At 58.9% G+C, this 22763-nt stretch carries 21 protein-coding genes; 11 read left to right on the top strand and 10 right to left on the bottom strand.

Features of this window, described 5'->3' with window-relative positions:
* The first annotated feature begins 32 nt into the window (after window positions 1-32).
* Both LRK71_RS17415 and LRK71_RS17410 read left to right on the top strand, forming a co-directional pair.
* Entirely contained in the window at window positions 33-434 is a 402-nt protein-coding gene (locus LRK71_RS17415) for a RidA family protein (protein ID WP_232405240.1), read from the top strand.
* Between the two features lie 509 nt (window positions 435-943).
* A complete protein-coding gene (locus LRK71_RS17410) occupies window positions 944-3175 on the top strand; it encodes a hybrid sensor histidine kinase/response regulator (protein WP_232405239.1) in 2232 nt (743 codons plus the stop codon).
* 163 nt (window positions 3176-3338) lie between these two features.
* Here LRK71_RS17410 and LRK71_RS17405 read toward each other — a convergent pair whose 3' ends face one another.
* From LRK71_RS17405 to dctP, 5 genes are all read right to left on the bottom strand, one after another.
* Window positions 3339-4856, bottom strand: a complete 1518-nt coding sequence (locus tag LRK71_RS17405) for a malonate--CoA ligase (protein ID WP_232405238.1) — start codon at window positions 4854-4856, stop codon at window positions 3339-3341.
* Window positions 4857-4869: 13 nt separating this feature from the next.
* On the bottom strand, window positions 4870-6117 hold the full coding sequence (locus LRK71_RS17400; protein ID WP_232405237.1) for a malonyl-CoA decarboxylase: 1248 nt from the start codon (window positions 6115-6117) through the stop codon (window positions 4870-4872).
* Window positions 6114-7430, bottom strand: a complete 1317-nt coding sequence (locus LRK71_RS17395; protein ID WP_232405236.1) for a TRAP transporter large permease — start codon at window positions 7428-7430, stop codon at window positions 6114-6116. The genes LRK71_RS17400 and LRK71_RS17395 overlap by 4 nt, the downstream gene beginning before the upstream one ends.
* Window positions 7431-7435: 5 nt before the next feature.
* Window positions 7436-7981, bottom strand: a complete 546-nt coding sequence (locus LRK71_RS17390; RefSeq protein ID WP_232405235.1) for a TRAP transporter small permease — start codon at window positions 7979-7981, stop codon at window positions 7436-7438.
* A gap of 112 nt (window positions 7982-8093) precedes the next feature.
* On the bottom strand, window positions 8094-9080 hold the full coding sequence (gene dctP / locus LRK71_RS17385; protein ID WP_232405234.1) for a TRAP transporter substrate-binding protein DctP: 987 nt from the start codon (window positions 9078-9080) through the stop codon (window positions 8094-8096).
* A 138-nt stretch (window positions 9081-9218) separates the two neighbouring features.
* Here dctP and LRK71_RS17380 point away from each other — a divergent pair, with 138 nt between their 5' ends.
* Complete coding sequence (locus tag LRK71_RS17380; RefSeq protein WP_232405252.1) at window positions 9219-9872, top strand: GntR family transcriptional regulator; 654 nt, start codon at window positions 9219-9221, stop codon at window positions 9870-9872.
* A gap of 211 nt (window positions 9873-10083) precedes the next feature.
* On the opposite strand, the gene LRK71_RS17375 is transcribed toward LRK71_RS17380, so the two are convergent.
* Genes LRK71_RS17375 through LRK71_RS17360 form a run of 4 tightly spaced genes read right to left on the bottom strand, consistent with a single transcriptional unit; the run spans window position 10084 to window position 13273 of the window.
* The gene (locus LRK71_RS17375) at window positions 10084-10863 is read right to left on the bottom strand and encodes an ABC transporter permease (RefSeq protein WP_232405233.1); all 780 of its coding nucleotides are present in this window, start codon (window positions 10861-10863) and stop codon (window positions 10084-10086) included.
* On the bottom strand, window positions 10860-11612 hold the full coding sequence (locus LRK71_RS17370) for an ABC transporter permease (RefSeq protein ID WP_232405232.1): 753 nt from the start codon (window positions 11610-11612) through the stop codon (window positions 10860-10862). The genes LRK71_RS17375 and LRK71_RS17370 overlap by 4 nt, the downstream gene beginning before the upstream one ends.
* A gap of 8 nt (window positions 11613-11620) precedes the next feature.
* Window positions 11621-12391 (bottom strand): transporter substrate-binding domain-containing protein, encoded by a 771-nt coding sequence (locus tag LRK71_RS17365; protein ID WP_232405231.1) that lies wholly within the window; start codon window positions 12389-12391, stop codon window positions 11621-11623.
* 42 nt (window positions 12392-12433) lie between these two features.
* Window positions 12434-13273, bottom strand: coding sequence for an ABC transporter ATP-binding protein (locus LRK71_RS17360; RefSeq protein ID WP_232405230.1), 840 nt, complete (start codon window positions 13271-13273; stop codon window positions 12434-12436).
* A gap of 92 nt (window positions 13274-13365) precedes the next feature.
* Here LRK71_RS17360 and LRK71_RS17355 point away from each other — a divergent pair, with 92 nt between their 5' ends.
* The 3 genes from LRK71_RS17355 to LRK71_RS17345 all read left to right on the top strand — a co-directional run bounded on the left by LRK71_RS17355 (window position 13366) and on the right by LRK71_RS17345 (window position 15810).
* Complete coding sequence (locus LRK71_RS17355) at window positions 13366-13998, top strand: TetR/AcrR family transcriptional regulator (RefSeq protein WP_232405229.1); 633 nt, start codon at window positions 13366-13368, stop codon at window positions 13996-13998.
* A gap of 363 nt (window positions 13999-14361) precedes the next feature.
* Complete coding sequence (gene rpsD / locus LRK71_RS17350) at window positions 14362-14982, top strand: 30S ribosomal protein S4 (protein WP_232405228.1); 621 nt, start codon at window positions 14362-14364, stop codon at window positions 14980-14982.
* Between the two features lie 255 nt (window positions 14983-15237).
* Window positions 15238-15810: a PA14 domain-containing protein gene (locus LRK71_RS17345; protein ID WP_232405227.1), complete on the top strand. Its 573-nt coding sequence runs from the start codon at window positions 15238-15240 to the stop codon at window positions 15808-15810.
* 51 nt (window positions 15811-15861) lie between these two features.
* On the opposite strand, the gene LRK71_RS17340 is transcribed toward LRK71_RS17345, so the two are convergent.
* Entirely contained in the window at window positions 15862-16323 is a 462-nt protein-coding gene (locus tag LRK71_RS17340; RefSeq protein ID WP_232405226.1) for an Lrp/AsnC family transcriptional regulator, read from the bottom strand.
* A 108-nt stretch (window positions 16324-16431) separates the two neighbouring features.
* Here LRK71_RS17340 and LRK71_RS17335 point away from each other — a divergent pair, with 108 nt between their 5' ends.
* The 5 genes from LRK71_RS17335 (at window position 16432) to LRK71_RS17315 (ending at window position 22763) form a co-directional block, all read left to right on the top strand.
* Window positions 16432-17883, top strand: coding sequence for an aminotransferase class V-fold PLP-dependent enzyme (locus LRK71_RS17335; protein WP_232405225.1), 1452 nt, complete (start codon window positions 16432-16434; stop codon window positions 17881-17883).
* Window positions 17884-17978: 95 nt separating this feature from the next.
* Window positions 17979-19634, top strand: a complete 1656-nt coding sequence (locus LRK71_RS17330; RefSeq protein WP_232405224.1) for a peptidoglycan-binding protein — start codon at window positions 17979-17981, stop codon at window positions 19632-19634.
* 173 nt (window positions 19635-19807) lie between these two features.
* Window positions 19808-20899 carry a histidinol-phosphate transaminase gene (hisC, locus tag LRK71_RS17325; RefSeq protein ID WP_232405223.1) on the top strand — a complete coding sequence of 364 codons (1092 nt, stop codon included), beginning with the start codon at window positions 19808-19810 and terminating at the stop codon, window positions 20897-20899.
* Complete coding sequence (locus LRK71_RS17320) at window positions 20896-21816, top strand: prephenate/arogenate dehydrogenase family protein (protein ID WP_232405222.1); 921 nt, start codon at window positions 20896-20898, stop codon at window positions 21814-21816. Before hisC ends, LRK71_RS17320 begins: the two co-directional genes overlap by 4 nt.
* A complete protein-coding gene (locus LRK71_RS17315) occupies window positions 21813-22763 on the top strand; it encodes an extensin-like domain-containing protein (protein WP_232405221.1) in 951 nt (316 codons plus the stop codon). Before LRK71_RS17320 ends, LRK71_RS17315 begins: the two co-directional genes overlap by 4 nt.

Raw genomic sequence — 22763 nt, 5'->3', positions numbered from 1 at the left:
CAACTTAGCCACATTCAATCAGGAGTTTCCATATGAGCAACCCGGCCCTTCGCCGCTTTGATACCGCCGACGCCCAGGCTGGCGGCCAGAAACGCCCTTTTGCCAAGGCTGTCCGCGCTGGCGATTTTGTCTATATCTCGGGACAGGTGCCCACCGTTGACGGCGAGGTCGTGACCGGCGGGATCGTTGCCCAGACAGAGCAGGTTATCGTCAATGTTAAAGCCGCCCTGGCGCTGGCCGAATGCGACCTGAGCGATGTCGTCAAGGTCAACTGCTGGCTGGATGATGCACGCGATTTTTCCTCGTTCAATGCGGTGTTCGAGAAGCACTTCATTGAACATCCGCCGACCCGGTCGACCGTACAGTCACCGCTGATGGTCGATGCCAAGGTGGAAATCGACGTGATCGCATGGAAACCTGTCGCGACAGACTAAAAGCCAGTCCAAAGCTCTGCTGCGGCTTCGTAAAGGAGGCCGCACTGGCAGCGGGGCTTTGGCGCTATCCGTGCCGGGAAAGTCTGGCGCAGCTTGCGGCAGGGGCCAAGCGTCAGACAGAATAGGCGGCGGATCGCTGCGAAGCCGCGGATGCAGGCAGCACACGGGCAATCGCAACTTGTCGGCTGCCATAAATTTATCGCAAAACGACATTCTTCTCTAGGACCGGGTCTCGCGCTATGCGAACGTTCTTGGGGTTTGCTCCCCCCTTCAGGTAGTGATTGGGGCTTGGTGGGGCTATCCTACGCTTAGGGCCTGGGTCGGGCCTGCCCTATTCTTGTCCCGCCATTTTTCTGCAGCTTGGCTAATTTCGCAAGTTTCCATGCTGTTACCCGTGAATATTAATAGGTTAGCAATACATTTTCATCTTATTGGGGTAACAAATTCCGTCTCGGTGTGAGACCAATAATGGCTTTTGTGAAACTTCAACCCGAATATCATGATCATTTATGACCTGCCTGACCAACCTTGACGTAAACTTGGCCTCTGGCTCTGCAGCCGTCCTGTGGGTGGTCTGTTTCTTTGTCATGGTGGCCGTGGCGCGAAATAATCCCTTTGGGGGGCAGCCTGCCTTTGTCTTGACACTGGCTGCGATGCTGTGGTGGCTGTTCACTGTTGGCCTTGATCTGGCATCGCCCAGCGAAGCCTGCAAGATTGGCTGGTCGCTGGCGGCATGGCCTGGGATCATCTTGCTGCCCATCGCCTGGACCTTCTTTATTTTCGACTACACCCTGAACACCACGCAAGAGCGCCACCCGATCCGACTGTTGGCCTATATCGGGCTGCCAGGATTGGTGAGTGTCATTGCCCTGACGAATAGCCGGACTCAATTGCTCTATGGGCCGGATACCCATCTGGTAGTCGAAGAGGGCAGCCACTTTGTCGTCTTTGACCATGGGCCGCTATTTTACCTGATTGCCTTCTGCCTGTACCTCTTCATCATGGCCACCCTCGGGTTGCTTTGCCTTGCCTTATTGAAATCAAAAAGGGTTATCCGTCCTTTCCTGAGCGCGTTGTTCATCGTCACTGCCGCCCCGGTGGCCGCCAATCTGGCCTATATCGGCTGGGGGGTAACCCTGTTTGGCTTTGATCCGACGCCCTATACTTTTGCGGTTTCTCTGATCGCATTGAGCTGGCTGTTGCTGAACAATTCGATGATGGACACGGCGGCCCAGGGGCAGGCGCTGATTTTTTCTGCCACGCATGATCCGGTCTTGCTGGTGGATGGGCGCGGGCGGCTTGCAGATGTAAACCCTGCGGCGCGGGCTCTTTTTGGCCTGCACTTGCCCGGTCTTGGGGACAGGATTGACCGCTTGCCCGGCATTGGGCCATTGATAGAAGAACTGATCCATACCAAGGTGCCCTACGCGGCTGAGCCAATACGGATTGGTCATCGCATCTTTGATCCGCGTGCCTTGCCTATTGAAAGCCCGATCCAGACGACAACGTCGCTGCTGGGTTGGTCGGTTTCTCTTGTTGATATCACCGAAAGAGAGCGCACTGCCGAAGCCCTGCGTGCCGCCCTGGCCCAGGCCGAAGCCGCCAACCGGGCAAAGACGCATTTCCTGGCAAATGTCAGCCATGAGATCCGAACGCCACTGAACGGGGTGCTTGGCATGGCAACGGTGCTGAGCGAAACAAAGCTCGACGAGGAGCAGAAAGACTATCTGCAGGCGATTGAAGACTCCGGGCGCGTCTTGCTGTCGACAATCGGCGATGTGCTTGACCTGTCTAAGATCGAAGCTGGAAAAATGGAGCTGGAGAACAAGCCTTTCCTGCTACGCGACGCGGTGAACGGCGCCTGCAATCTTTTCGCGGGGGTTGCCAAGGAAAAGAGCTTGCGGCTTAGCGTAATGGTCGATCCGGATTTGCCACAAACAATTGTTGCAGACGAATATCGCCTTCGCCAGGTCCTGCATAATCTGGTGTCAAACGCCGTCAAATTCACGCGGGAGGGCGGCGTCACGATCATAGCAGAACCAACCGAGGGCGGCACGCTGCTGTTACTTCGGGTCTGCGATACCGGGCCGGGTGTTCCGACGGCGGCGCGCGATGCGATCTTTGAACCCTTCCAGCAGGCGGATGGCAGCGATGCCCGCAAATTTGGCGGTACGGGTCTGGGACTTTCGATTTCAAGACAGCTTTGTCAGGCGATGGGCGGCAGTTTGCAACTGGCTGCAGAAACGGAGCAGGGGGAAACCTTTGAAATCAGATTGCCGCTCCAGTCGGGTGCAGATCTGGTGACAGGGGCAAGCCTTGACGCCGTGGCATTGCCTCTTGGCTCTGATCTTCCTGCGCTGGCCGTTCTTGTGGTCGATGACAACAAGACAAACAGGTTGATTCTGCAGAAATTCCTGGCCTCGACCGCCTGCCGCGTTGCAACCGCGGCCAGTGGGGGGGAGGCGTTGGATCTTGTCAGCAGATCTGTATTTGATGTGATCTTGATGGATATCCAGATGCCGGAGATGGATGGTGTCGAGGCCACCCAGAAGATCCGCTCTGTTGAACAGGCCAAGGAACGCGATCCCAGTTTTATTGTCGCGGTGACGGCCAATGCGATGCCCAAACAGATGGCCTATTACCGTGACATGCATATGGATGACGTCCTTGCCAAGCCGGTATCAAAACCACAGCTCCTGGCGCTGATGCAGGGGGTCAGGCGTCGGGCCGTCCAGGCCTGACTGCGCGGCCCCTTGCATTGCCCGAGGCGAACTCGCCTGAAAGCGCTGGCAAGGTGGTCGGCAACACCATCAGAAACACCCCGGAGCAATTTCCCCTAAGGGTTGGCCTTCGCCCGGAAGGCCAACCTTGCTGGGTCTGCTTAATGCTTCTGGCGCGCTGGCCTTAGGATCCTGTGAACATCGACTGATAGCTGTCGCGCAGGATGTTCTTTTGTACTTTGCCCATCGTATTGCGGGGCAGCTCTTGCAGAACAACCAGCTTTTGCGGGTGTTTAAACCGGGCAAGCGACTGTTTCACTGCCGTCATGATGGCCTCAAGATCGGGGCTCTGGTTTGCTTCGGGGATGACAATGCCGACAACGGTTTCGCCAAAATCGGGATGCGGCACGCCGATAACGGCGCTTTCCAGCACGCCGGGCTGGTCATCCAGCACCAGTTCGATCTCTTTGGGGTAGATGTTATAGCCGCCAGAGATGATCAGATCCTTGTTGCGGCCAACAATCTGTACGTAGCCATCGGCATCAATGCTGCCCAGATCGCCAGTGATGAAGAACCCGTCGTCACGCAGTTCTTCTGCGGTTTTTTCCGGCATCTGCCAGTAGCCCTTGAACACATTGGCACCACGCACCTCGATCTGGCCGACCTCGCCATCGGGTAGTGTGTTGCCGGTTGCCGGATCGGTGATCTTCAGCTCGACCCCAGGCAAGGGGAAGCCAACAGTGCCGGCGCGTCGCTCGCCCTCATAGGGGTTAGAGGTGTTCATGTTGGTTTCGGTCATGCCGTAGCGTTCAAGGATCCGATGCCCGGTGCGATCCTCGAAGTGGGCATGGGTTTCGCTCAAGAGCGGCGCTGAGCCTGAGATGAACAATCGCATATGCGCGGTCAGCGCGCCGGTGAAACGGCTGTCGCCCAACAGCCGGGTGTAGAAGGTCGGAACCCCCATCATCGAGGTGGCCTTGGGCAGCATCTCGATGATCTGGTCCAGATTGAAGCGGGGCAGAAAGATCATGCTGCCACCCGCCGCAAGGGTGATATTTGTCGCCACAAACAGCCCGTGCGTGTGGAAAATCGGCAGGGCGTGCAGCAGCACATCCTCGGCTGTGAAACGCCAGTGTTCCACCAGGGTCTGGGCATTGGACAGCAGGTTTTCCTGCGTCAGCATCGCCCCTTTGGAACGCCCGGTTGTGCCAGAGGTATAGAGAAAGGCTGCCAGATCATCCCCGCCGCGCGCCACCGTTGCAAACTGCGCGGGGCTGCTGTCTGCCAGGGCCATCAGGGATCCCGTGCCATCGTCATTCAAGGTTTCCAGTGCCGCGCCCAGAGTGGCGGCAATCGGCGCCAGGGCGGCTGCGCTGGCGCCACCACAGACAATCAGCGCCGCGCCGCTGTTTTCAATGAAATAGGTCAGCTCATCAACCGTGTAGGCGGTATTAAGCGGCAGGAAGACCAGCCCGGACTGCACACAGGCCGCATAGAGCGCCAGCGCCTCGGCGGATTTTTCCACCTGAACAGCAACCCGGTCACCGGGCTTCAGCCCACTTTGCACCATGGCATTAGCGATCTGCGCTGCCCGCGTGAGAAAGTCTTGATAGGTGACAATATCGCCATTTGCCAGGTGTAAAAACGGTGTGGACTTGCCGGCGTGGACCCCAAAAAGACTGTCATACAAAAGGTTTGCCATTGGATTGCCTTTCTTAGGCTTGCGATTGCGCGGCGGATTTTGCCAGCGCCTGAACTGCGGTCGAGGCCACGATCTTTTTACCGGTGGCAAAGGCTTCGTGGTTTTGGGCGATATTTTTCAGATCGTATAGGTAATTTACCATTACGCCGCCAGATTGGGCCTGCCCTTTTTGCGAGGTATCCGCATCGGCGTGCACCGCATGCACGATGGCACCATTGCCGAGGTGAAACCGCGCCACCGGGTCAAAGGGCTCGTTGCCGCGTCCCTTGGCCGTCAGCAGGTAGTGCGCGGCGCGGGCCTGCATGTCCTCTGGCGTGGCGGGCTGCCAATCGGGGTCTTCCTGCGCGAGCCAGCGCATCAATCCCGGAATGGGCGAGAGGGTGACAAAGGTGCCTAACCCCGCCAGTTCTGCCGCCAGATCCGATGCCACCTGTTTGATCAGAGAATTACCAAAGGAGATGCTGGCGAGCCCGGCCTGACAATTTGAGATCGAATAAAACACCGCCGTGTCGGCATCTTCGGCGGGCAGGGGGGTGCGGTCCTCGGCCAGCAACATCTGGATAGAGCCGGGAATGCCACGGGTCAGGGCCACCTCGACAAAGATCAGTGGCTCATCCGGCATTGCCGGGTGAAAAAAGGCAAAACAGCGCCGGTCGGCGGGCTGCAACCTGCGGCGCAGATCGTCCCAGCTGTGGATGGCATGCACCGCCTCGTAGGCGATGATCTTTTCCAGAATATGGGCCGGGCTTTGCCAGTTGATCGGGCGCAGCACAAGAAAGCCACGGTTGAACCAGGACGCAAAGAGATGGCGGAAATCCTGATCCAGCGCCTCCAGCTCTGGCATGCCCTTGCCCAGCCGCAACAGGTCAGCCCGCATCCGTACCAGCGCCTCGGTGGTGCCGGGCATTCGGTTGATCCGGCGGATCAGCTCCTGTCGACGGGGTTCTGCGGCGGCCATAAAGGCGCGGTAACTGGCCTTGGACGGATCCTGTTCATAGGCCGCCAGGGTGGTGCGCACGGCATCTGGGTCGATGTTCAGCGCGGTGGCGATGTGGCGAAAAAACGCCAGCTTCTCGTCATCGCTCATTGCGGCGAAGCGCGACAGCAAATCCCCTGCCAGCGCCAGACCAGAGGTTTCGCCGGCCGAACCAACCAGGGCCTCGGCCAGGTCTTCGGCGGGGCGATCATCGCGCACCCGTTGCGCAGGCTGGCGATAGCGTCGTTCAAAAACGGTGGAAAGGAGATCTGCCAACAGGGTCATAGTGCTGTTCCCATTACATAGTTTGGTAGCCAGGTGGCAATTCCGGGGAAAAGGCATAGCAGCACAATCGCCAGAACCATACAGGCCACAAAGGGCAGTGATCCTGTCAGGATGGTCTTGAGCGAGATATCAGGCGCAATACCGTTGATCACATAGAGGTTCAGCCCGACAGGGGGGGAGATCAGGCCGATTTCCATATTTATGGTCAGCACCACGGCAAACCAGATCGGGTCAAATCCGGCGGTGTCGATGATCGGCAGCAGGATCGGCGCTGCCATCAGGATCACCGCGACGGGCGGCAGGAAGAAGCCGGCGATCAGCAGAAAGACATTCACCACCCCCATCAGGACCCAGCGGTTTACATCCAGGGTGCCGATCCATTCGGCAATCGACTGGGTGATGAACAGTGAACTGAGCATATAGGAAAACACGCCGGCCGCCGCGATGATGAACAGGATCATCACGGATTCCTTGGTGCTGTCGCGCAGCACCACCCACAGATCGGCCGGATGCCACAGCTTGTAGATCACCATGGCGATCACCAGGCAGAGCAAGGCCCCGACCGCTGCTGTTTCTGATGGCGTGGCGATGCCGCCATACATGGCGTAAAGCACCCCAAGGATAATGGCGAGAAAGGGCAGGACGCGGGGCAGGATTTCAAATTTCTGTGCCCAGCTGTAGCTGCCCGCGCCCAGACGCGCGGCATCACCTGATTTCCAGGTAGAGTAAAGTGACCAGGCCATGAACAGCCCCACCAGCATCAGCCCCGGCAGCACACCGGCAAGGAACAATCGCCCGATAGAGGTTTCGGTCGCGATGCCATAGACGATCATGGTGACTGAGGGCGGGATCAGGATGCCCAGGGTGCCGCCCGCCGCGATTGACCCGGCGGCGACGCCATCGGGGTAGCCGCGTTTGCGCATCTCCGGGATACCCATCTTGCCAATCGCCGCACAGGTTGCAGGTGACGACCCGGACATGGCCGCGAACAATGCGCAGGCCCCGAGGTTAGAGACGACCAGCCCACCCGGCACCCGCGTTAGCCAGCGCTCCAGCGCCTCGTAAAGATCGGCGCCCGCGCGGGTTGAGGCAATCGAGGCCCCCATGATGATGAACATCGGAATAGACAGCAGGGCAAAATTGTCCAGCTTGCCAAACAGCAGTTCGGGCATCAGCTCTAGCGAGCGTGCGCCATCAAATACCAATAAGAATCCGGCTGAAACGATCAGCAGCCCGATAGCCACCGATACGCCAGAGAATAGAACGAGGATCGTGACAATCGCCACAAGCCCACCAAGCAAGAGAGGATCCAAGGGGGTTACTCCAGACCAAAGGGTTTTTCGATGCCGAGCAGCACAGCAACGAGGTCGGCGATAAGTTGCAGCAAGAACAGGCCAAAGCCGACGGGCAGGGCCAGATAGGGGATCCAAAGGCGTACCCCCCAAACGGTGTCTGATCGCCAGCCGCGTTCCCAGGCGAAATGCCAATACTCGGCACCGTAAAACAGCATCAGCGCGACAAGGGCGATGGACAGGCAAGAGGTCATGATGGCCATGACCAGGCGCGGGCGTGGTGGCAATGACAGCGGGATCAGATCCACATTCACATGACCGCGCAGCCGCTGCACATAGGGCAGGCCAATCAGGGTGGCAGCGATGATGAGATAGATCACCGCTTCGGTCTGCCAGACGGTAGACCCGTTCAGCACGTAGCGGACAAAGATCATCTGACATGTGATCGCCACGGCCATGACGATCATGCCGGCGGCGCACCAGCCAGCGATGTTGGACAGCATCGCAACAAGGCGCAGAAACAAGTTGTTGCCGGATTGGGCAACGGGTACCGAGCTACCATGACCTGACATGATTGCCTCCCCTTATATATGTGTGTTTTGCATCGTTCGGGGGCAGCATTTGAAGGCCGCCCCCGACGAGATGAAAGTTCTGAGCGCCCCGAAACAGGGCGCTCAGCGCGGCTTATTCTACCGCCAACGCCAGATCGAGCAGGGCCTGCCCATCCGGAACTTCCTCGACGAATTTGGCATAGGAGGTTTCCTGTGCCAGTGCACGCCAGGCGGCAAAATCTTCGGCTGACATTTCAGCGATTTCAACACCCGCATCGCGGAACACCTTGGCTGAGGTTGCGTCTTGCATCTTGGCCTCTTCCAGATAGAAGGCTTCGGCCTTTTCGGCTGCTGCTCGCAGGGCGTTTTGCTGATCTTCGGTCAGGCCGTCAAAGGTGCTCTTGTTCATCAGGACCGGCTGATACATGAACCAAAGCGCCACATCGCCTGCCGGGGTGTAGCATTTGACCTGCTCATAGACCCGATAGGACACAAAGGACGAAGACGAGGTATTCGCCGCGTTCAACACCCCGGTCTGCATGGCATTGTAGATCTCGGAAGAGGCCATGGAGGCAATCGACGCCCCGGCACCTGCCAGCATCTGTTCAAAGGCCTTGCCCGCCGCGCGGGTTTGCAGCCCCTTCACATCATCGGGATGGGTGATGCATTTCTCGGTGCCGGCAAAGCCACCTGCCAGGTAGCCATGCACCAGCACCATGACATCATCCTCGGCCATCTTGGCCTCCAGGGCCTTCATGAAGGGGGACGCGCTGAGACGGGCGGCGTGGTCGTGGTTTTTCACCAGCCCTGGCATCAGCGTCAGGTTATAGGCCGGCTGTTGCCCGCCCGCATAGCTGAGCGGCAGCACGGTCATGTCGAGCTGGCCCCGGCTGAGCGGCTTGTATTGCTCGCGCGGTTTGAACAGCGATTTGGAGCCAAAGATCTTGATGCTCAGATCGACATCGGCAGCGGCCACATCATCTGCGATCATCTGCGCAACTTGATGCCGAATATCCTTGTTCGACCACTGGTGCGACAGGCGCAATTCGGTTGCATTGGCCATGCTGGAAAGCGCCATCATCGCAACTGCGGCGCCGGTCATTAGCAAATTCTTTTTCATGTCATCCTCCCTAGGTGCCCATATTTTGAACTATGGGCTGACCATCGCAAGCATCGGTGAATGGCATTCAAAGTCAATCTTTTTGTATACAAGAAATATTATATTGCGCACAATTGCGCGACTTGCTACCTGTTTCATATGGGGATGAAGCGCGCAGACATTATTGCACAAGAGCTGGAAGAGGCGGTTTTCGCTGGTGAATTCCAGGATGGGGACCGGCTGGATGAGATCAAGCTGGCGGCTCAGTTCAATGTGTCACGCACCCCCATTCGTGAGGCGCTGCAAAAGCTGGTGAATTCAAACCTGGCGGAACAAATCCCACGGCGTGGGGTCTTTGTGCGCCAGCCCGGCCCGGTAGAGCTGATGGAAATGTTTGAAACCATGGCCGAGACAGAGGCGGTCTGCGGGCGCCTTGCCGCGATGCGTATTTCCGACAGCGCCCTGGCAGAGTTGGAGGCCGCCAACCGTCGCTGCCAAGAGGCGATAGAGGCGGGTGATGCCGATGACTATTACCTTCATAATGAACGCTTTCACCACATCATCTACCATCAGGCGGGCAATGCCTATCTTGAATGTGAGGTGCTGAAACTGCATCGCCGTCTCAAACCCTATCGCCGGATGCAGCTGCGGGTGCGGGGCCGGATGGAGCAATCCATGACGGAACACCAGGCGGTGGTTGCCGCTCTGCGTGCCGGAGAGGCAACCGAAACTGCCAATATCCTGCGCGACCACATTGCTATTCAGGGCGAGAAATTTCACCATCTGATGGCTGGTCTCAAGATCGGTGCCTGACGGCATGTCAAACGGCTTGCCTGAAGGACTGCCAAATGGTCTGTGTTGTCGGTTGCTAATGACGCCTGTCTGGGCTGTCGGACGGGGCATCCAGCGGTCTGACTGGCCCTGCGCCTGTACTGTTTGGCGGCAGTCTGGCATTGACCGCCGCCATATGGGGGTGGGGCTCGGGTGTTGGGCACCGTTGCCGGGCCACAGGGAGGGCAGCTAATTAGCGCCGTGTCGTCGGCCCCATGTTTTCAAATCGCTTGAAAGCCAGGCCAATCAGCGCCGCGATCACCATATAGACTAGGGCCAGCAGCAAGAGTGGCTCGTAGACGATAAAGGTATCAGCGCGCACCCGCGAAGAGACGGCATAGATTTCAACCACGGTGATGGTGGCCACCAGCGGTGTCGCCTTCAGCTGCAGGATGGTCTCGCCGCCCAGGGTGGGCAAAACGTTGCGGATGGCCTGCGGCAGCCAGATGCGGCGGAACATGGTGAACCGTGGCATGCCAAAGGATCTCGCCGATTCCAGTTGTCCCTTGGCGACCCCGGAAAAGGCACCGCGCATCACTTCACCCTCATAGCCGGCATAAGACAGGGTCAGCGCCAGCACCGCATAGGGCCAGGCTTGACGCAGATATGGCCAGAGCTCGCTTGAGCGGATCCAGGGAAACTGCGGAAACAGCGATCCCAGCCCATAGTACAGCAGCCAGATCTGCAACAGCAGGGGCGTGCCACGAATGACTGTGCAAAAGATCCGTGCGGGCGCCGAAAGGTACCAGGGCCCAATGGCCTGGGCCAGCCCCAGCGGCACCGCCAGCAAAAAGCCTAGCACGGTGGTGACAACTAGGATCCAGAGTGTCGTCCAGAGTCCTTGGAGTGCAAGTGGTGCATATTTTGGCAACCAGTCCCAACGCATCGACAGGGCGCACCACAGGACAAAAGCGCCAAACAGGGCCATCAGCACAAGGCGATGCGGCTGCATCAGAGACTTCAAACCAGTCATAGGCCCCCCTGTCTCAACGAAGGCTGGCCGCGGCGGGCCCATTTCTCGATACGGGCAAAGACCACGCCAGAGCAGAGTGTCACCATCAGGTATAGGCCGCCGGCGGCAAGGAAGAAGGTAAAGTAGGAGCGGGTGCTGCTCGCGGCCTGCTTGGTTTCAAGCGTCAGTTCATTAAAACCGACAACCGCCAAAAGCGCCGTGTCCTTGGTTGCAATCAGCCACAGATTGGCCAGACCCGGCGTGGCAAAGGCCATCAGCGCCGGGACAGTCACCCGGCGCAGGGTAAGCAGGGCGGGCATGCCATAGGCGCGCGCTGCCTCGATCTGGCCGGGCGGGACTGCCTGAATGGCACCGCGCAGGATTTCGGTGGCATAGGCGCCCTGAACGATGCCCAGAACCCAGATGCCAGCCACCACGCCGCTGATCTCGACCCGGCCATAGCCCATGAACTGGGCCAGCTTGTTGATCAGGTCTGTACCAACATAATAGAGGATCAGGATCAGCACCAATTCCGGCACTGCCCGAATAACGGTGGTATATATGGCGAGCAGATCCCGTAGGATTGGCCCGCCATATAGTTTTCCATAGGCCCCAAAAAGCCCGATCACCAGCCCCATACCAAAGGCGCCAAGGGCGATCTGGAGTGAATTTGCCAGACCGCGCAACAGATTTGCGCCCCAGCCAGGGGGAGAGAGCGACAGCAAGGCCGCAGTCTCCGTGAGACCAAGCGTTTCGAGGATCAGTTCCAAGGGAAGCCTTATTCGCTGTAGATGCTGGCGTTGAAGAAGCGCGCGGTGATGGCCTCGTGGGTGCCATCTGCCAGAATGGCGGCAATCCCGCTGTTCAGCGCAGCCTGCAGGTCGGCATCGCCTTTGCGGATGGCTGCCCCAACGCCAAGACCCAGGATGGCGGTGTCATTGGCAACGGCGCCCTTGATCTCGCAGCAGGCGCCCGCGTCCGAGCCGACAAAGTCGGCCATGGCGATGCTGTCCGCCTGGGTTGCATCGATCCGCCCGGCAAAGAGATCCTGGTTGGCTTCATCCTGGGTCTGATAGACGCGGATTTCAGCATCCTTGAAGTATTCCTGGGCATAGGTCTGGTGGATGGTCGAGGCCTGAATGCCAACGATCTTACCTGCCAGGCCTTCGGGTGTGGGCGCGATATCCATGGATTTATCTGCTACGATCACCGCCGGGGTGTTGTAGTATGGGTTTGAAAAGTCGATGGTTTTCAGGCGCTCTTCGGTGATCGACATGGATGCCATGATGGCGTCGATCTGCTGACCGGTAAGCGACGGAATGATGCCATCCCAGGCCACTGGTGTCAGCACGCAGTCCAGTTCTGCGGCGGCACAGACCGCATCAATCACTTCAATTTCCCAACCAACCCAGGTGCCGGAAGAATCCAGCGAGGCAAAGGGCGGATAGGGTTCGGCGGCGATGCCAATCTTGACCTGATCAGCCTGGGCGGCACCAGCGGTGAGGGCAGCAAGCGACAGGCCTGCGGCCATAAGTGTTTTCATAGACATTGAGTATCTCCCTGTTTTGGATTTGTTTTTTATTGTTTGTCGTTACGAGACAGACTGGAGGAACTGGCGCAGCCGATCGGATTTTGGATTGCCAAAAACCTCGGCCGGGGGGCCCTGTTCTTCGATCTGTCCTTGATACAGATAAACCACGTGATCGGCCACTTCGCGGGCAAAGCGCATTTCGTGGGTGACCAGCAACATGGTGCGCCCCTCGGCGGCGAGGTCGCGGATCACCGTCAAGACTTCGCCAACCAGTTCAGGGTCAAGCGCGCTCGTCGGTTCGTCAAACAGCATTACCGAAGGATCCACCGCGAGGGCGCGGGCAATCGCAGCGCGCTGCTGCTGTCCACCGGACAAGAAGGCCGGAAATGAATCTTCCTTGTTGGCCAGCCCGACGCGCTGCAACAGGGTGCGGGCCTGGGCGATGGCCTCAGCTCGTGGTACTTTCAGCACATGGATTGGAACTTCGATGACGTTTTCCAGCAATGTGCGGTGGGTCCAGAGATTGAAGGACTGAAACACCATTGCAAGGCGGGTTCGGATTCGCTCGATCTGGCGGCGGTTGGCGGGGCTGCCATCTGCGCGCATTTTGATTTCTTCGCCATCAATCACGATCTTGCCGGCCGAGGGCGTTTCGAGGAAATTGATGCAGCGCAACATGGTCGATTTCCCCGAACCGCTGCCGCCGATGATGGCCACCACATCGCCCTGCTTGGCCGTGAGTGAGACCCCCTTGAGGACCTCTAGTGTGCCAAAGGATTTATGCAGCCCCTCGATCCGCACGGCGTCCTGTCCGGACTGACCTTGCGCGGCAGAGACGGTGCGGGTGCTGGGGGTCGCGGTGGCTGCGGGGTCGGGGTCTGCGCTGGCAGCTGTTGGCATTGTCGGGCGTCCTTGGTTATTGGGGGTAGTAAGGCGTAGTTGGCTTAATTATGCAAGTGTATAATTAGTATGACGCCACGGAGGGGGCAGGAATGCAGGAAGAGCGCCGAAAATTTACCCGCGAAAGCGCGGATGAACGCAAGCGGGCCTTGATCAACGCGACCCTGGAGCTGGTGGCGGACAAGGGGGTGCGTGGTGCAACCGTGCGTGGCATTGCCGAACGGGCCGAGGTCACGCAGGGGCTGATAAGACACTATTTTTCCTCAAAAGAGGAACTGATCACTGCCGCTTTTGAACACCATATGACGCAGATGACGGACCAGACCTTTGCACCGGCGGCCTCGGTCACGGCCTCGGCGCGGGCACGGCTACGGGTTTTTGTGAAATCCTCGCTTGAACCGCCGGTGGTGGACCCCCGTTCCATTGCGCTCTGGGCTGGGTTTCTGAACAAGGTGCAGCATGATGCGCAGATGAAGGCGACCCACGCGCGCACCTATGTCTATTTCCGCGACCAGCTAGAGGCCTTGATTCGTGCCGCCCTGGAAGAGGCCGGAATCGCCGCCGCGCCAGAGCGGTTGTACCAGCTGGCCACAGCCTGCAACGCCTTGATCGATGGACTGTGGATGGAAGGCGGCGCACTGCCCGAGGCCTTTGCCCCCGGCGAGCTGTCGCAGATCGGGCTGACCTCGGTGGGGGCGATCATCGGTCTGCCATTGGAACCGTAGCCCGCGCGCCACGGCTCTGCCGGAACGGTTTGATCAGCTTGTTGCGGTATTCCTGCGCCAGATAGGGAGCTGCGGCTAGATGCCGAAAGTACCGGGGCGGCAAAAACCGGGGAAAGCAGTGTTGACTCTGTCTCCGTTGCGCCTATAAGCGCCACTTCATTGGTGTTGGTGGACCCCGCAAGGGGAAACCTGTCATAGGTGCGGATCTTCGGACCCAACCCTAAGAGGACAACGCCCTTCGAATGTTGCGGTGAACCCGGAGCCGGTTAGCATTTTAGGTTGCATGTGCGAAAGCAACTGCAACTGAACAGTGCCAACAGGTTTTGGCAGAGACTGTAACACCATTTATGAAGGAGAACAGCCGTGACTAAACGTACGTCTGCCAAGTATAAAATTGACCGCCGCATGGGCGAAAACATCTGGGGCCGCCCAAAGTCCCCAGTCAATCGTCGTGAATATGGCCCCGGCCAGCACGGCCAGCGCCGCAAGGGCAAACTGTCCGATTTCGGCATTCAGCTGCGCGCCAAGCAGAAGCTGAAAGGCTACTACGGCGATATCACCGAGAAGCAATTCCGTCGCGTTTACGCCGAAGCTGAGCGTGTAAAAGGCGACACTGGTGAAAACCTGATCGGTCTGCTGGAACGCCGCCTGGACGCGGTTGTTTACCGTGCCAAATTCGTGCCAACCATTTTTGCCGCACGTCAGTTCGTTAACCACGGTCACGTCACCGTGAACGGCCAGCGTGTGAACATCGCCTCTTACCGGGTGAAAGAAGGTGATGTGATCGCCGTGCGCGACAAGTCCAAGCAACTGGCTGTTCTGCTGGAAGCTGTGACTCTGGCCGAGCGTGACGTTCCTGATTACATCGAAGCCGACCACTCCAAAATGACCGCCACATTCGTGCGCGCCCCCGGTCTGGCCGATGTGCCTTACCCCGTTGTTATGGAACCAAATCTGGTCGTGGAATTCTACGCCAAAAACTAATCCTGACGCCCCTTTGGGCACTGGATTGGACTGTTTCGCAAAGGGCTGCCTTCGGGTGGCCCTTCTTGCGTTTTGCCTTTTGCTGATGCCCGGGGGGCCGCAAGACTGCGCCAGATCATCGCCTGTGCCTCGCGGGATGTGCTAGGCTTGCGACAAGCCCAAAGCGGAAAAGCAGTTGTCTTTTGCTGGGACACGTCGCTACCGTATGGAAAATCGGCCGGGCCAGTTTGGTGTCGGGTAAAACGGGAGTGTAGAATGAAACGCCTTTTGACCAGTGCAATTGCCGCTATTGTTGTGACCTGTGCGACGGCACTCAGTGCGGCGCCGTTGAAGTTGCAGCCTGCCAATCCACAGCCCTCTGGCCTGAAGCCTGGGCTTTCGGTGCGCTATGCCTATCCACATGATGTGAAAACGCTGGTGGATGCGTCATCTGCCTTGAAGATCAACTCTGAGCGGGGGCGCCCGTTAAGCGGGCTGGACTACCGCGATACCAATGAGGGCGACCCGACCCTGACCTCGAAGCGGGCCGAACATGTGGTGGCCGCAATCACGGGTTATGTGCATTTTGACAAGCCCGGCATTCACAATATCGACTTTCTGACCAACGACGGGCTGCGCGCCAGAATTGGCGGCCAGGTGGTGGGCCATTTTGATGGGCGTCAGACCTGCGATACCACAATCATGAGCGAAGTCGAGGTGCCATCTGCTGGCTGGTATGATCTGGATATCCTGTATTTCCAGCGCTATGGCACCGCTTGCCTGCACATGCGCATGGGGCCTGCGGGCAAGCGGGTATCCTGGATGGCAAACAAGGCCTTTGGCTACTAGGCGTTGACGATCCACTTGTCAGGCCGCGCGCTGCGGCCTGACAAGGCGCTGCTATAGTGGCAGGGGGCGCGCCTCGGCAATGGTTTCCATCGCAAAATAAGAGGTGACGCTGTCCAGCTCGACGCCGCTGATCAGCCGCTGATAAACCCGATCATAGCTGGCCATATCCTGTGTCACCACCTTGAGCTGATAGTCGTAATCGCCGCCGATGCGGTGGAAATCGACCACCTCGGGGATGGTCAGCACATGGCGGCGAAAGGTGTCGAGCCATTCAGCCGAATGGTGCCGGGTGCGCAGCATCACAAAGACCACCAGATCGAGACCCAGTTTGGCCCGATCCACCCGCATGCTGGCCCCCTTCAGCACGTTCTTGTCATTCAGCGCTTTCAAGCGGCGCCAGCAGGCGTTTTGCGACAGGCCGACGACCTCGGCCAGTTCGCGTTGGGACAGGCTGGCATCGCGTTGCAGAGCACGCAGGATGGATAGGTCTATGTGATCTATATTTTGGCTCATATTTCGATCATATGACACATATTTTGCGTGATTCAATCATATATTTGGGGAGTTTTTGCGCGTTTGACGTGGGAGATTGTCTGCATAGATGTTTTGGAGACCTCGCGCATGACCCTGGAAATATTCAAAGAAGAGCTGCAGCAGGCGGTGGAGGACGGCAGTCTGGCGCAGGGGGTGATCGGTGAGGGGGTGATGATCCCCGGTGCCAAGGGCGATGTGCCATTGGTCTATGCCGATTACGTGGCCTCGGGGCGGGCGTTGCGCCAGGTCGAGGAATATATCGCCAAGCAGGTTTTGCCCTATTATGCCAATTCCCATACCGAAGCATCTTTCTGCGGTGCCTATATGACCCAACTGCGCCGTGCGGCCCGGGCTGAAATCGCCCGGCTGACCCAGGCAACAGGGCGGGACGCGGTGATTTTTGCAGGCGCCGGGGCGACAGCGGGTCTCAATCGGCTGGTCAGCCTGTTTGGCGTCAATGAGGCCCGCAACCCGGTGGTGTTTATTGGCCCGTATGAACATCATTCGAATATTCTGCCCTGGCGCGAAAGCCGGGCCAAGGTGGTTGAAATCCCCGAAGCGCCAGAGGGTGGCCTTGATCTGCAGGCGCTGCAGCAGGCCCTGTTGGATCACGCCAGCAGTGATTTGATCATTGGCAGCTTTTCCGCCGCCTCCAACGTCACCGGCATCCTGACCAATCCAGATGCGATAAGCTGCATGATACATGCAGTTGGTGGGCTGGTGGTCTGGGATTATGCCGGGGCCGGCCCCTATGTGCCGATTTCGATGGCGGGCGGTCAGGACGCAGCGGACAACCAGCCGAGCCTGGGCACCCATAAGGATGCGGTGGTGATTTCGCCGCATAAATTCGCCGGTGGGCCGGGGGCGTCCGGGGTGCTGATCGTCAATCGTGATGCGGTGCGGCGGCGCAGCCCATCCTGGCCCGGCGGCGGAACGGTCAGTTTTGTGTCGCCCTGGGGGCATGACTACAGCACGGATCTGGCTGCCCGCGAAGAGGCTGGCACCCCCAATGTGATCGGCGATATTCGCGCTGCCCTGGCCTTTCTGGTGAAAGAGGCGGTCGGCGCGGATGAGATCGCGGCCAAAGAGGCCCGCTTTGCTGCCATGGCGCGCGCCGGTTGGGGGGGAAATCCGCAGCTTACCCTGCTGGGCCACCCTTCGGCGCACCGGCTGCCGATTTTTTCTTTCACGGTGCGCGGGCTATCTGGCGCGCCTGTGCATCAGCAACTGTTCACCCGTATGTTAAGCGATCACTATGGTATCCAGGCCCGTGGCGGCTGTGCCTGTGCAGGCCCCTACGCCCATCGCCTGCTGGATATCGACGAGGCGGAATCCACTGCGCTGTTTGATGCGCTAAAGGCGGGAAAAGAATTGCAGAAACCCGGCTGGATACGGCTTAACTTTTCCTATCTGATGACAGAGAAAACCGCGCAATACATCATCGACAGCGTCAATGATCTGGCCCGGCGTGCCGAAGAACTGGCGGCCAGCTATGAAGCCGATCCCAAGACTGCCCGCTTCCAGCCCTTTGCCGCCTGAGGGGGAATGCGGCAGTCAAATCACCCCTGACAGGGTTCTGAACCTGTGGCAGACTTTACCTCTGTTACCTTTGTTTATTAGTTCGGAGCCTTGTTATGGCATTAAAGTTATCAGCCCCGGTTGGGGATAGCACCCGTATTACCAAACCTGATGCCAAGGCTGGGGAAGGAAAATTCAAACCGGTCAAAAATGCTGCTGCGGACGTAGAACTGGTGCGTTTGATGCTCAAGGCAAATGGCTTTAGCAGCATCAAGATCTCTACGAAATGCGACGCCGGGCTGATTAAGGATATCCGCAGCTTTCAGAAAAAATCGCTTGGTTTCAAGAAGCCGGACGGCATCGTCGATCCTGGCATGCGCACCTGGAAGGCGGGGTCGGCAAAACTGCAGGCCATGATCGCCCAGGATCAGAAGGTCGCGGTCTACGAGGTCAAGGAAGAAGGCAAGATCAAGCAGGTCGAGGTGGCAGAGTTCGAAGCCGCAGAAAAGGCGCTGCGACATCAGATCCTGTCAAAGGCCAATATGATGCGGGGCCAGGCCGACACCTGGGTAGATTTCTGCAATGATGTGGAAAAGACCCGTCAGGCCGAAGAGGGCCTGATGATGGCAATTGCTGAATTCACCATGTCGACGCTGAATGACTGTACCGATCCACCCTGGACACCGATCTTGAATGCGCGCTCCGAAGCCTCATTTCTCAAGACGCTGGCTGGCCAGTCCAAACCGGATTGGAAGAAGATCCAGAAACAGGATGCCAAGGCAACCAAGGCCTATAACACCGGGCAAAAGGCCTTTGATAAATTCATTAAGGCCCGTATCGGTACCGCGAGCAAAGCGGTCTTCACGCTGGAAATCGTGCGCGAGACCTCTTTTACGGTGATCGAGGTCTATGCCACTGCACGTCTTATGGCGACCAAGGGGATGGATCCGGTACGCGCCCATGCCATTGCGGCAGCCGGGACCGAAGCGATGAAATCCAGTGCCGGGCAATATGGCGAATACCTGGCGGGCAACAAGGTTACCTTTGACGGCGCTGCCAAGAAGGTCGTGCTGGACACCCTGTTTGCCGGAGCGGCAGGCGCAGCGGGGGGCAAGCTGGGCGGTGCGTTTCTGAAAGGCATCGCAGGAAAAGTGGCGGCGCAATTGCCGGCAAAGATGTTCCAGACCTTTTCGCAAAAGGCGCTGACCAAGTTCATGGAAAAGATGCTGACCACTGGCGTTGGCCAGGAAATGGTCAAAAGTGCCGCGAAAGAGGCGATCATGCTGTTCAAGCCGTTGGTTGAAAAGGGCCGCGCCCCCAACCAGAAAGAGGTGACGGATGCTGTGGTCAAGATCCTGTCTGGCGGCATCATGGCCTCGGGGCCGATGAAAAGCGTATCCAGCTTTGGCGCAAGCTACATCTCCAAATCCCAGGGCTTTCTGGCGCAGAAACTGGTGCCCAGTGCCATGGATGGGATGGTAAAGAAGGATCTTGTCGCCAAATATGGTGCAGATGTGGTCGCGGAATTCTCCAAGAAACATGGGCCAGAGATCTATGCGGATGTGGCTGGCGCAGTGCAGGACAAGGTCTTTGTTGCCTATGGCAACAAGGTGCTTGAAAGCTCGGATGGCGCGCAGTCTGCCAAGGTCTTGCAAAAGATGATGGAGGACTCGCTGCGCAAGGACACCCAGCTGCGCAAAGACCTGGCGAAGATGGTGAAAAAACAGGCCGAGGCCAAGCTGGATAAAATGGCGCGGGTCAAAGCCAGGTGACGTCGGCGCAGTGGCTATGGGGCAGGGGAATTCCCATGCCTTGTCCCGCGCAGGGGCCGGTCTTGTCCCCGTCTTGCGTCGGCTGTTTGGGCGGTGCTGCTCTCTAGTTGATCTTGCCGCTTTCCCATTGGCTTGCGCCTCGTTATTACGAGGAGAACCAAGGAGCCAGACCAATGACCCAGATCACGCCGCAGCCAGGTATTATGGATATCGCTCTCTATCAGGGCGGCGCGGCCCATGTGGCGGGGGTGAGCAACGCAATCAAGCTCTCCTCCAATGAAAACCCACTGGGGCCCAGCCCGCTTGCGATTACAGCCATGCAAGAGGCCGCGGCGGATATGCATCGTTACCCCAGCTCTGATCACAGGGCGCTGCGTCAGGCGATTGGCGCGGTCGAGGGGTTGAACCCAGAGCAGATTATCTGTGGTGCCGGCAGTGACGAAATTATCGCCTTTCTGTGCCAATGTTATGCCGGGCCGGGGGATGAGGTGCTCTATACCGAGCACGGTTTCGCCATGTATCGCATCAGTGCCCTGGCCGCAGGGGCCACCCCGGTTGAGGTCAAGGAACGCGAGCGCATCACTGATGTGGATGCGCTGCTTGCGGGCTGTAGCGACCGCACCAAGCTGGTCTTTATCGCCAATCCGAACAATCCGACCGGCACGATGATTTCGGCGACCGAAGTTGCGCGTCTGGCCGATGGCCTGCCCAGGGGGGTGCTCTTGGTGCTGGATGGGGCCTATGCGGAATATGTCGAAGGCTTTGATGCCGGGGCGGATTTGATCGCGGCGCGCGACAATATCTTCATGACCCGTACGTTTTCCAAGATCTACGGTCTTGGTGGGGCGCGCATTGGTTGGGGCTATGGCCCGGCGCATATTATTGATGTGCTGAATCGGGTGCGCGGGCCGTTCAACGTCTCTGCCACAGCGCTGGCCGGGGCCGAAGCGGCGGTGCGCGACCGGGAATACCTGGAGCGCTGCCGACAGGAAAACGCCCAATGGCGCAGCTGGCTGGCACGCGAGTTGGCAGAGCTGGGCGTGGCGTCGGATACCTCTTGTACCAATTTCATTCTGGCACGGTTCGCCGATCAGGCCGAGGCCGAGGCCTGCGATCTCTCTCTGCAACAACAGGGGCTGATTGTGCGCCGGGTGGCTGGATATAACTTGCCCAATGCCCTGCGTATAACGGTCGGAGACGAGGGGGCCTGCCGCCGCCTGGTTGCTGCGATCCGAGACTTCAAAGCAAAGCAAGGTGCCGCATGAGCAATGTCGTTTACAACCGTGTCGCCCTGATCGGCCTGGGGCTGATTGCATCTTCGATGTTCTGGGCCATGAAACGTGCCGGTTTGGCAGGCGAGGTGACGGGCTTTGCCCGCAGTGCGCAAACCCGCGAAACCGCCCGTCGCATTGGCCTGTGCGATCGCATCTGCGATAGCGCCATCGAGGCGGTCGAGGGCGCCGATCTGGTGGTGCTTTGTGTGCCGGTGGGGGCCATGGGGCCAGTCATGGCTGAAATCGGTCCTCATCTGAAACCCGGCGCGACGGTTTCGGATGTGGGGTCGGTCAAAGGGCATGTGATAGAAGTGGTGACACCGCATATTCCAGAAGGGGTGCATTTTGTGCCAGCCCATCCGCTGGCAGGCACCGAACATTCTGGCCCGGAATCCGGCTTTGCTGAACTGTTCGACAACCGCTGGAGCCTGCTTGTACCGGTTGATGGCAGCGACCCAGCAGCGGTGGAACGGCTGCGCGCACTCTGGGAAGGCATGGGCGCCAATGTCGATGAAATGGAGGCGGACCATCATGATCTGGTGCTGGCTGTAACCAGCCACGCGCCGCATTTGATTGCCTATACCATGGTAGGGGTCGCGGATGATCTACGCCGGGTGACCGATAGCGAAGTGATCAAGTATTCGGCAGCCGGCTTTCGGGATTTCACCCGCATTGCCGCTTCGGATCCAACCATGTGGCGCGATGTCTTTTTGACCAACAAAGAGGCAACGCTGGAAATCCTCGGGCGCTTTACCGAAGAACTGTTTGCACTGCAACGCGCCATCCGTACCGGTGACGGGGACCACCTGCACGACTATTTCACCCGCACGCGGGCGATCCGGCGTGGTATCATCGAGGCGGGCCAGGATACAGCCGCGCCTGACTTTGGCCGGGCCAACAAGCCATGATCGGGGCGGGGCGCATCCGGGGCTGGGCGGTGGCGCTGGCCACTGTGACCTGCCTTTTGCCCGTCAGCGGCCTGGCCGGTCAGGCTGGCGCGCCTGAAACATCACTGCGTCCAACCCTGCGCCCCAGTCTGTCACCGACCGTGGCGCCGAATGTGGCACTGACCGTGGCGTCAGATGAGGCGATTGCGCCCGCCGATGTGGTGGCAGCAGTCGCCACCGGTGCGGGATCCAGCCGCGTGGCCAGCCCCTCATCCGGCCTGCCCCCCCAGATGCGCCCCCAGATGCGCCCGATGTCAGCGCAGCTCATCGCGGTGGCGGCGCGGCCTGCGGATCTGAATGCATCGCTGCTGGAGCAGTCCTTGGTGCCGCTTGTCCGCCCGGATGGCATTGCGCAACAGGCCCTGTTCAAACGCCGCCGTCTGCGTCGGGGCTCTGTCTGCGGTGATATTGATATTCAGGGCAAAGAGATCGGTGCGGTGGTCGGCACCATGCCTGGCTGTGGGGCCGCGGATGCGGTGCGGGTGACCTCTGTCGCCGGGGTCACGCTGAGCCAGAGTTCCGTGATGACCTGCGAAACCGCTGCGGCGCTGAAAAGATGGATTTCAAAGGATGTGGAAAAGGCCTTTGGTCGCCGCAATCGGGTGGTTAGCCTGCGGGTGGCGGCGCACTACGCCTGCCGCACCCGCAACAACCGCCCCGGCGCCAGAGTCTCGGAACACGGTCGCGGCAAGGCGATTGATATTTCCGGCTTCAAGCTGGAAGACGGTACCCTGGTAAGCGTGCTGTCGGGGTGGAACAGCCGCGCCACCCGCAAACCGATGCGCAAGATGTGGAAGGCGGCCTGTGGTCCCTTTGGCACGGTGTTGGGCCCCGAAGCTGATCGCCATCACCGGGATCATTTCCACCTTGATGTGGCCAGCTATCGCAGTGGGTCCTACTGCCGCTAG

It is taken from the genome of Pseudophaeobacter flagellatus, assembly GCF_021228235.1.
Lineage (GTDB): Bacteria > Pseudomonadota > Alphaproteobacteria > Rhodobacterales > Rhodobacteraceae > Pseudophaeobacter > Pseudophaeobacter flagellatus.
Note: the sequence above shows the minus strand (reverse complement) of the source record. Positions and strands in the feature narration are given on the sequence as shown.

Excerpts from the sequence above, each read along its gene's own strand:
- LRK71_RS17415 (WP_232405240.1), top strand. The coding sequence starts at position 33 with ATGAGCAACCCGGCCCTTCGCCGCTTTGATACCGCCGACGCCCAGGCT.
- LRK71_RS17410 (WP_232405239.1), top strand. The coding sequence starts at position 944 with ATGACCTGCCTGACCAACCTTGACGTAAACTTGGCCTCTGGCTCTGCA.
- LRK71_RS17405 (WP_232405238.1), bottom strand. The coding sequence starts at position 4,856 with ATGGCAAACCTTTTGTATGACAGTCTTTTTGGGGTCCACGCCGGCAAG.
- LRK71_RS17400 (WP_232405237.1), bottom strand. The coding sequence starts at position 6,117 with ATGACCCTGTTGGCAGATCTCCTTTCCACCGTTTTTGAACGACGCTAT.
- LRK71_RS17390 (WP_232405235.1), bottom strand. The coding sequence starts at position 7,981 with ATGTCAGGTCATGGTAGCTCGGTACCCGTTGCCCAATCCGGCAACAAC.
- dctP (WP_232405234.1), bottom strand. The coding sequence starts at position 9,080 with ATGAAAAAGAATTTGCTAATGACCGGCGCCGCAGTTGCGATGATGGCG.
- LRK71_RS17380 (WP_232405252.1), top strand. The coding sequence starts at position 9,219 with ATGGGGATGAAGCGCGCAGACATTATTGCACAAGAGCTGGAAGAGGCG.
- LRK71_RS17375 (WP_232405233.1), bottom strand. The coding sequence starts at position 10,863 with ATGACTGGTTTGAAGTCTCTGATGCAGCCGCATCGCCTTGTGCTGATG.
- LRK71_RS17365 (WP_232405231.1), bottom strand. The coding sequence starts at position 12,391 with ATGTCTATGAAAACACTTATGGCCGCAGGCCTGTCGCTTGCTGCCCTC.
- LRK71_RS17360 (WP_232405230.1), bottom strand. The coding sequence starts at position 13,273 with ATGCCAACAGCTGCCAGCGCAGACCCCGACCCCGCAGCCACCGCGACC.
- LRK71_RS17355 (WP_232405229.1), top strand. The coding sequence starts at position 13,366 with ATGCAGGAAGAGCGCCGAAAATTTACCCGCGAAAGCGCGGATGAACGC.
- LRK71_RS17345 (WP_232405227.1), top strand. The coding sequence starts at position 15,238 with ATGAAACGCCTTTTGACCAGTGCAATTGCCGCTATTGTTGTGACCTGT.
- LRK71_RS17340 (WP_232405226.1), bottom strand. The coding sequence starts at position 16,323 with ATGAGCCAAAATATAGATCACATAGACCTATCCATCCTGCGTGCTCTG.
- LRK71_RS17335 (WP_232405225.1), top strand. The coding sequence starts at position 16,432 with ATGACCCTGGAAATATTCAAAGAAGAGCTGCAGCAGGCGGTGGAGGAC.
- LRK71_RS17330 (WP_232405224.1), top strand. The coding sequence starts at position 17,979 with ATGGCATTAAAGTTATCAGCCCCGGTTGGGGATAGCACCCGTATTACC.
- hisC (WP_232405223.1), top strand. The coding sequence starts at position 19,808 with ATGACCCAGATCACGCCGCAGCCAGGTATTATGGATATCGCTCTCTAT.
- LRK71_RS17320 (WP_232405222.1), top strand. The coding sequence starts at position 20,896 with ATGAGCAATGTCGTTTACAACCGTGTCGCCCTGATCGGCCTGGGGCTG.
- LRK71_RS17315 (WP_232405221.1), top strand. The coding sequence starts at position 21,813 with ATGATCGGGGCGGGGCGCATCCGGGGCTGGGCGGTGGCGCTGGCCACT.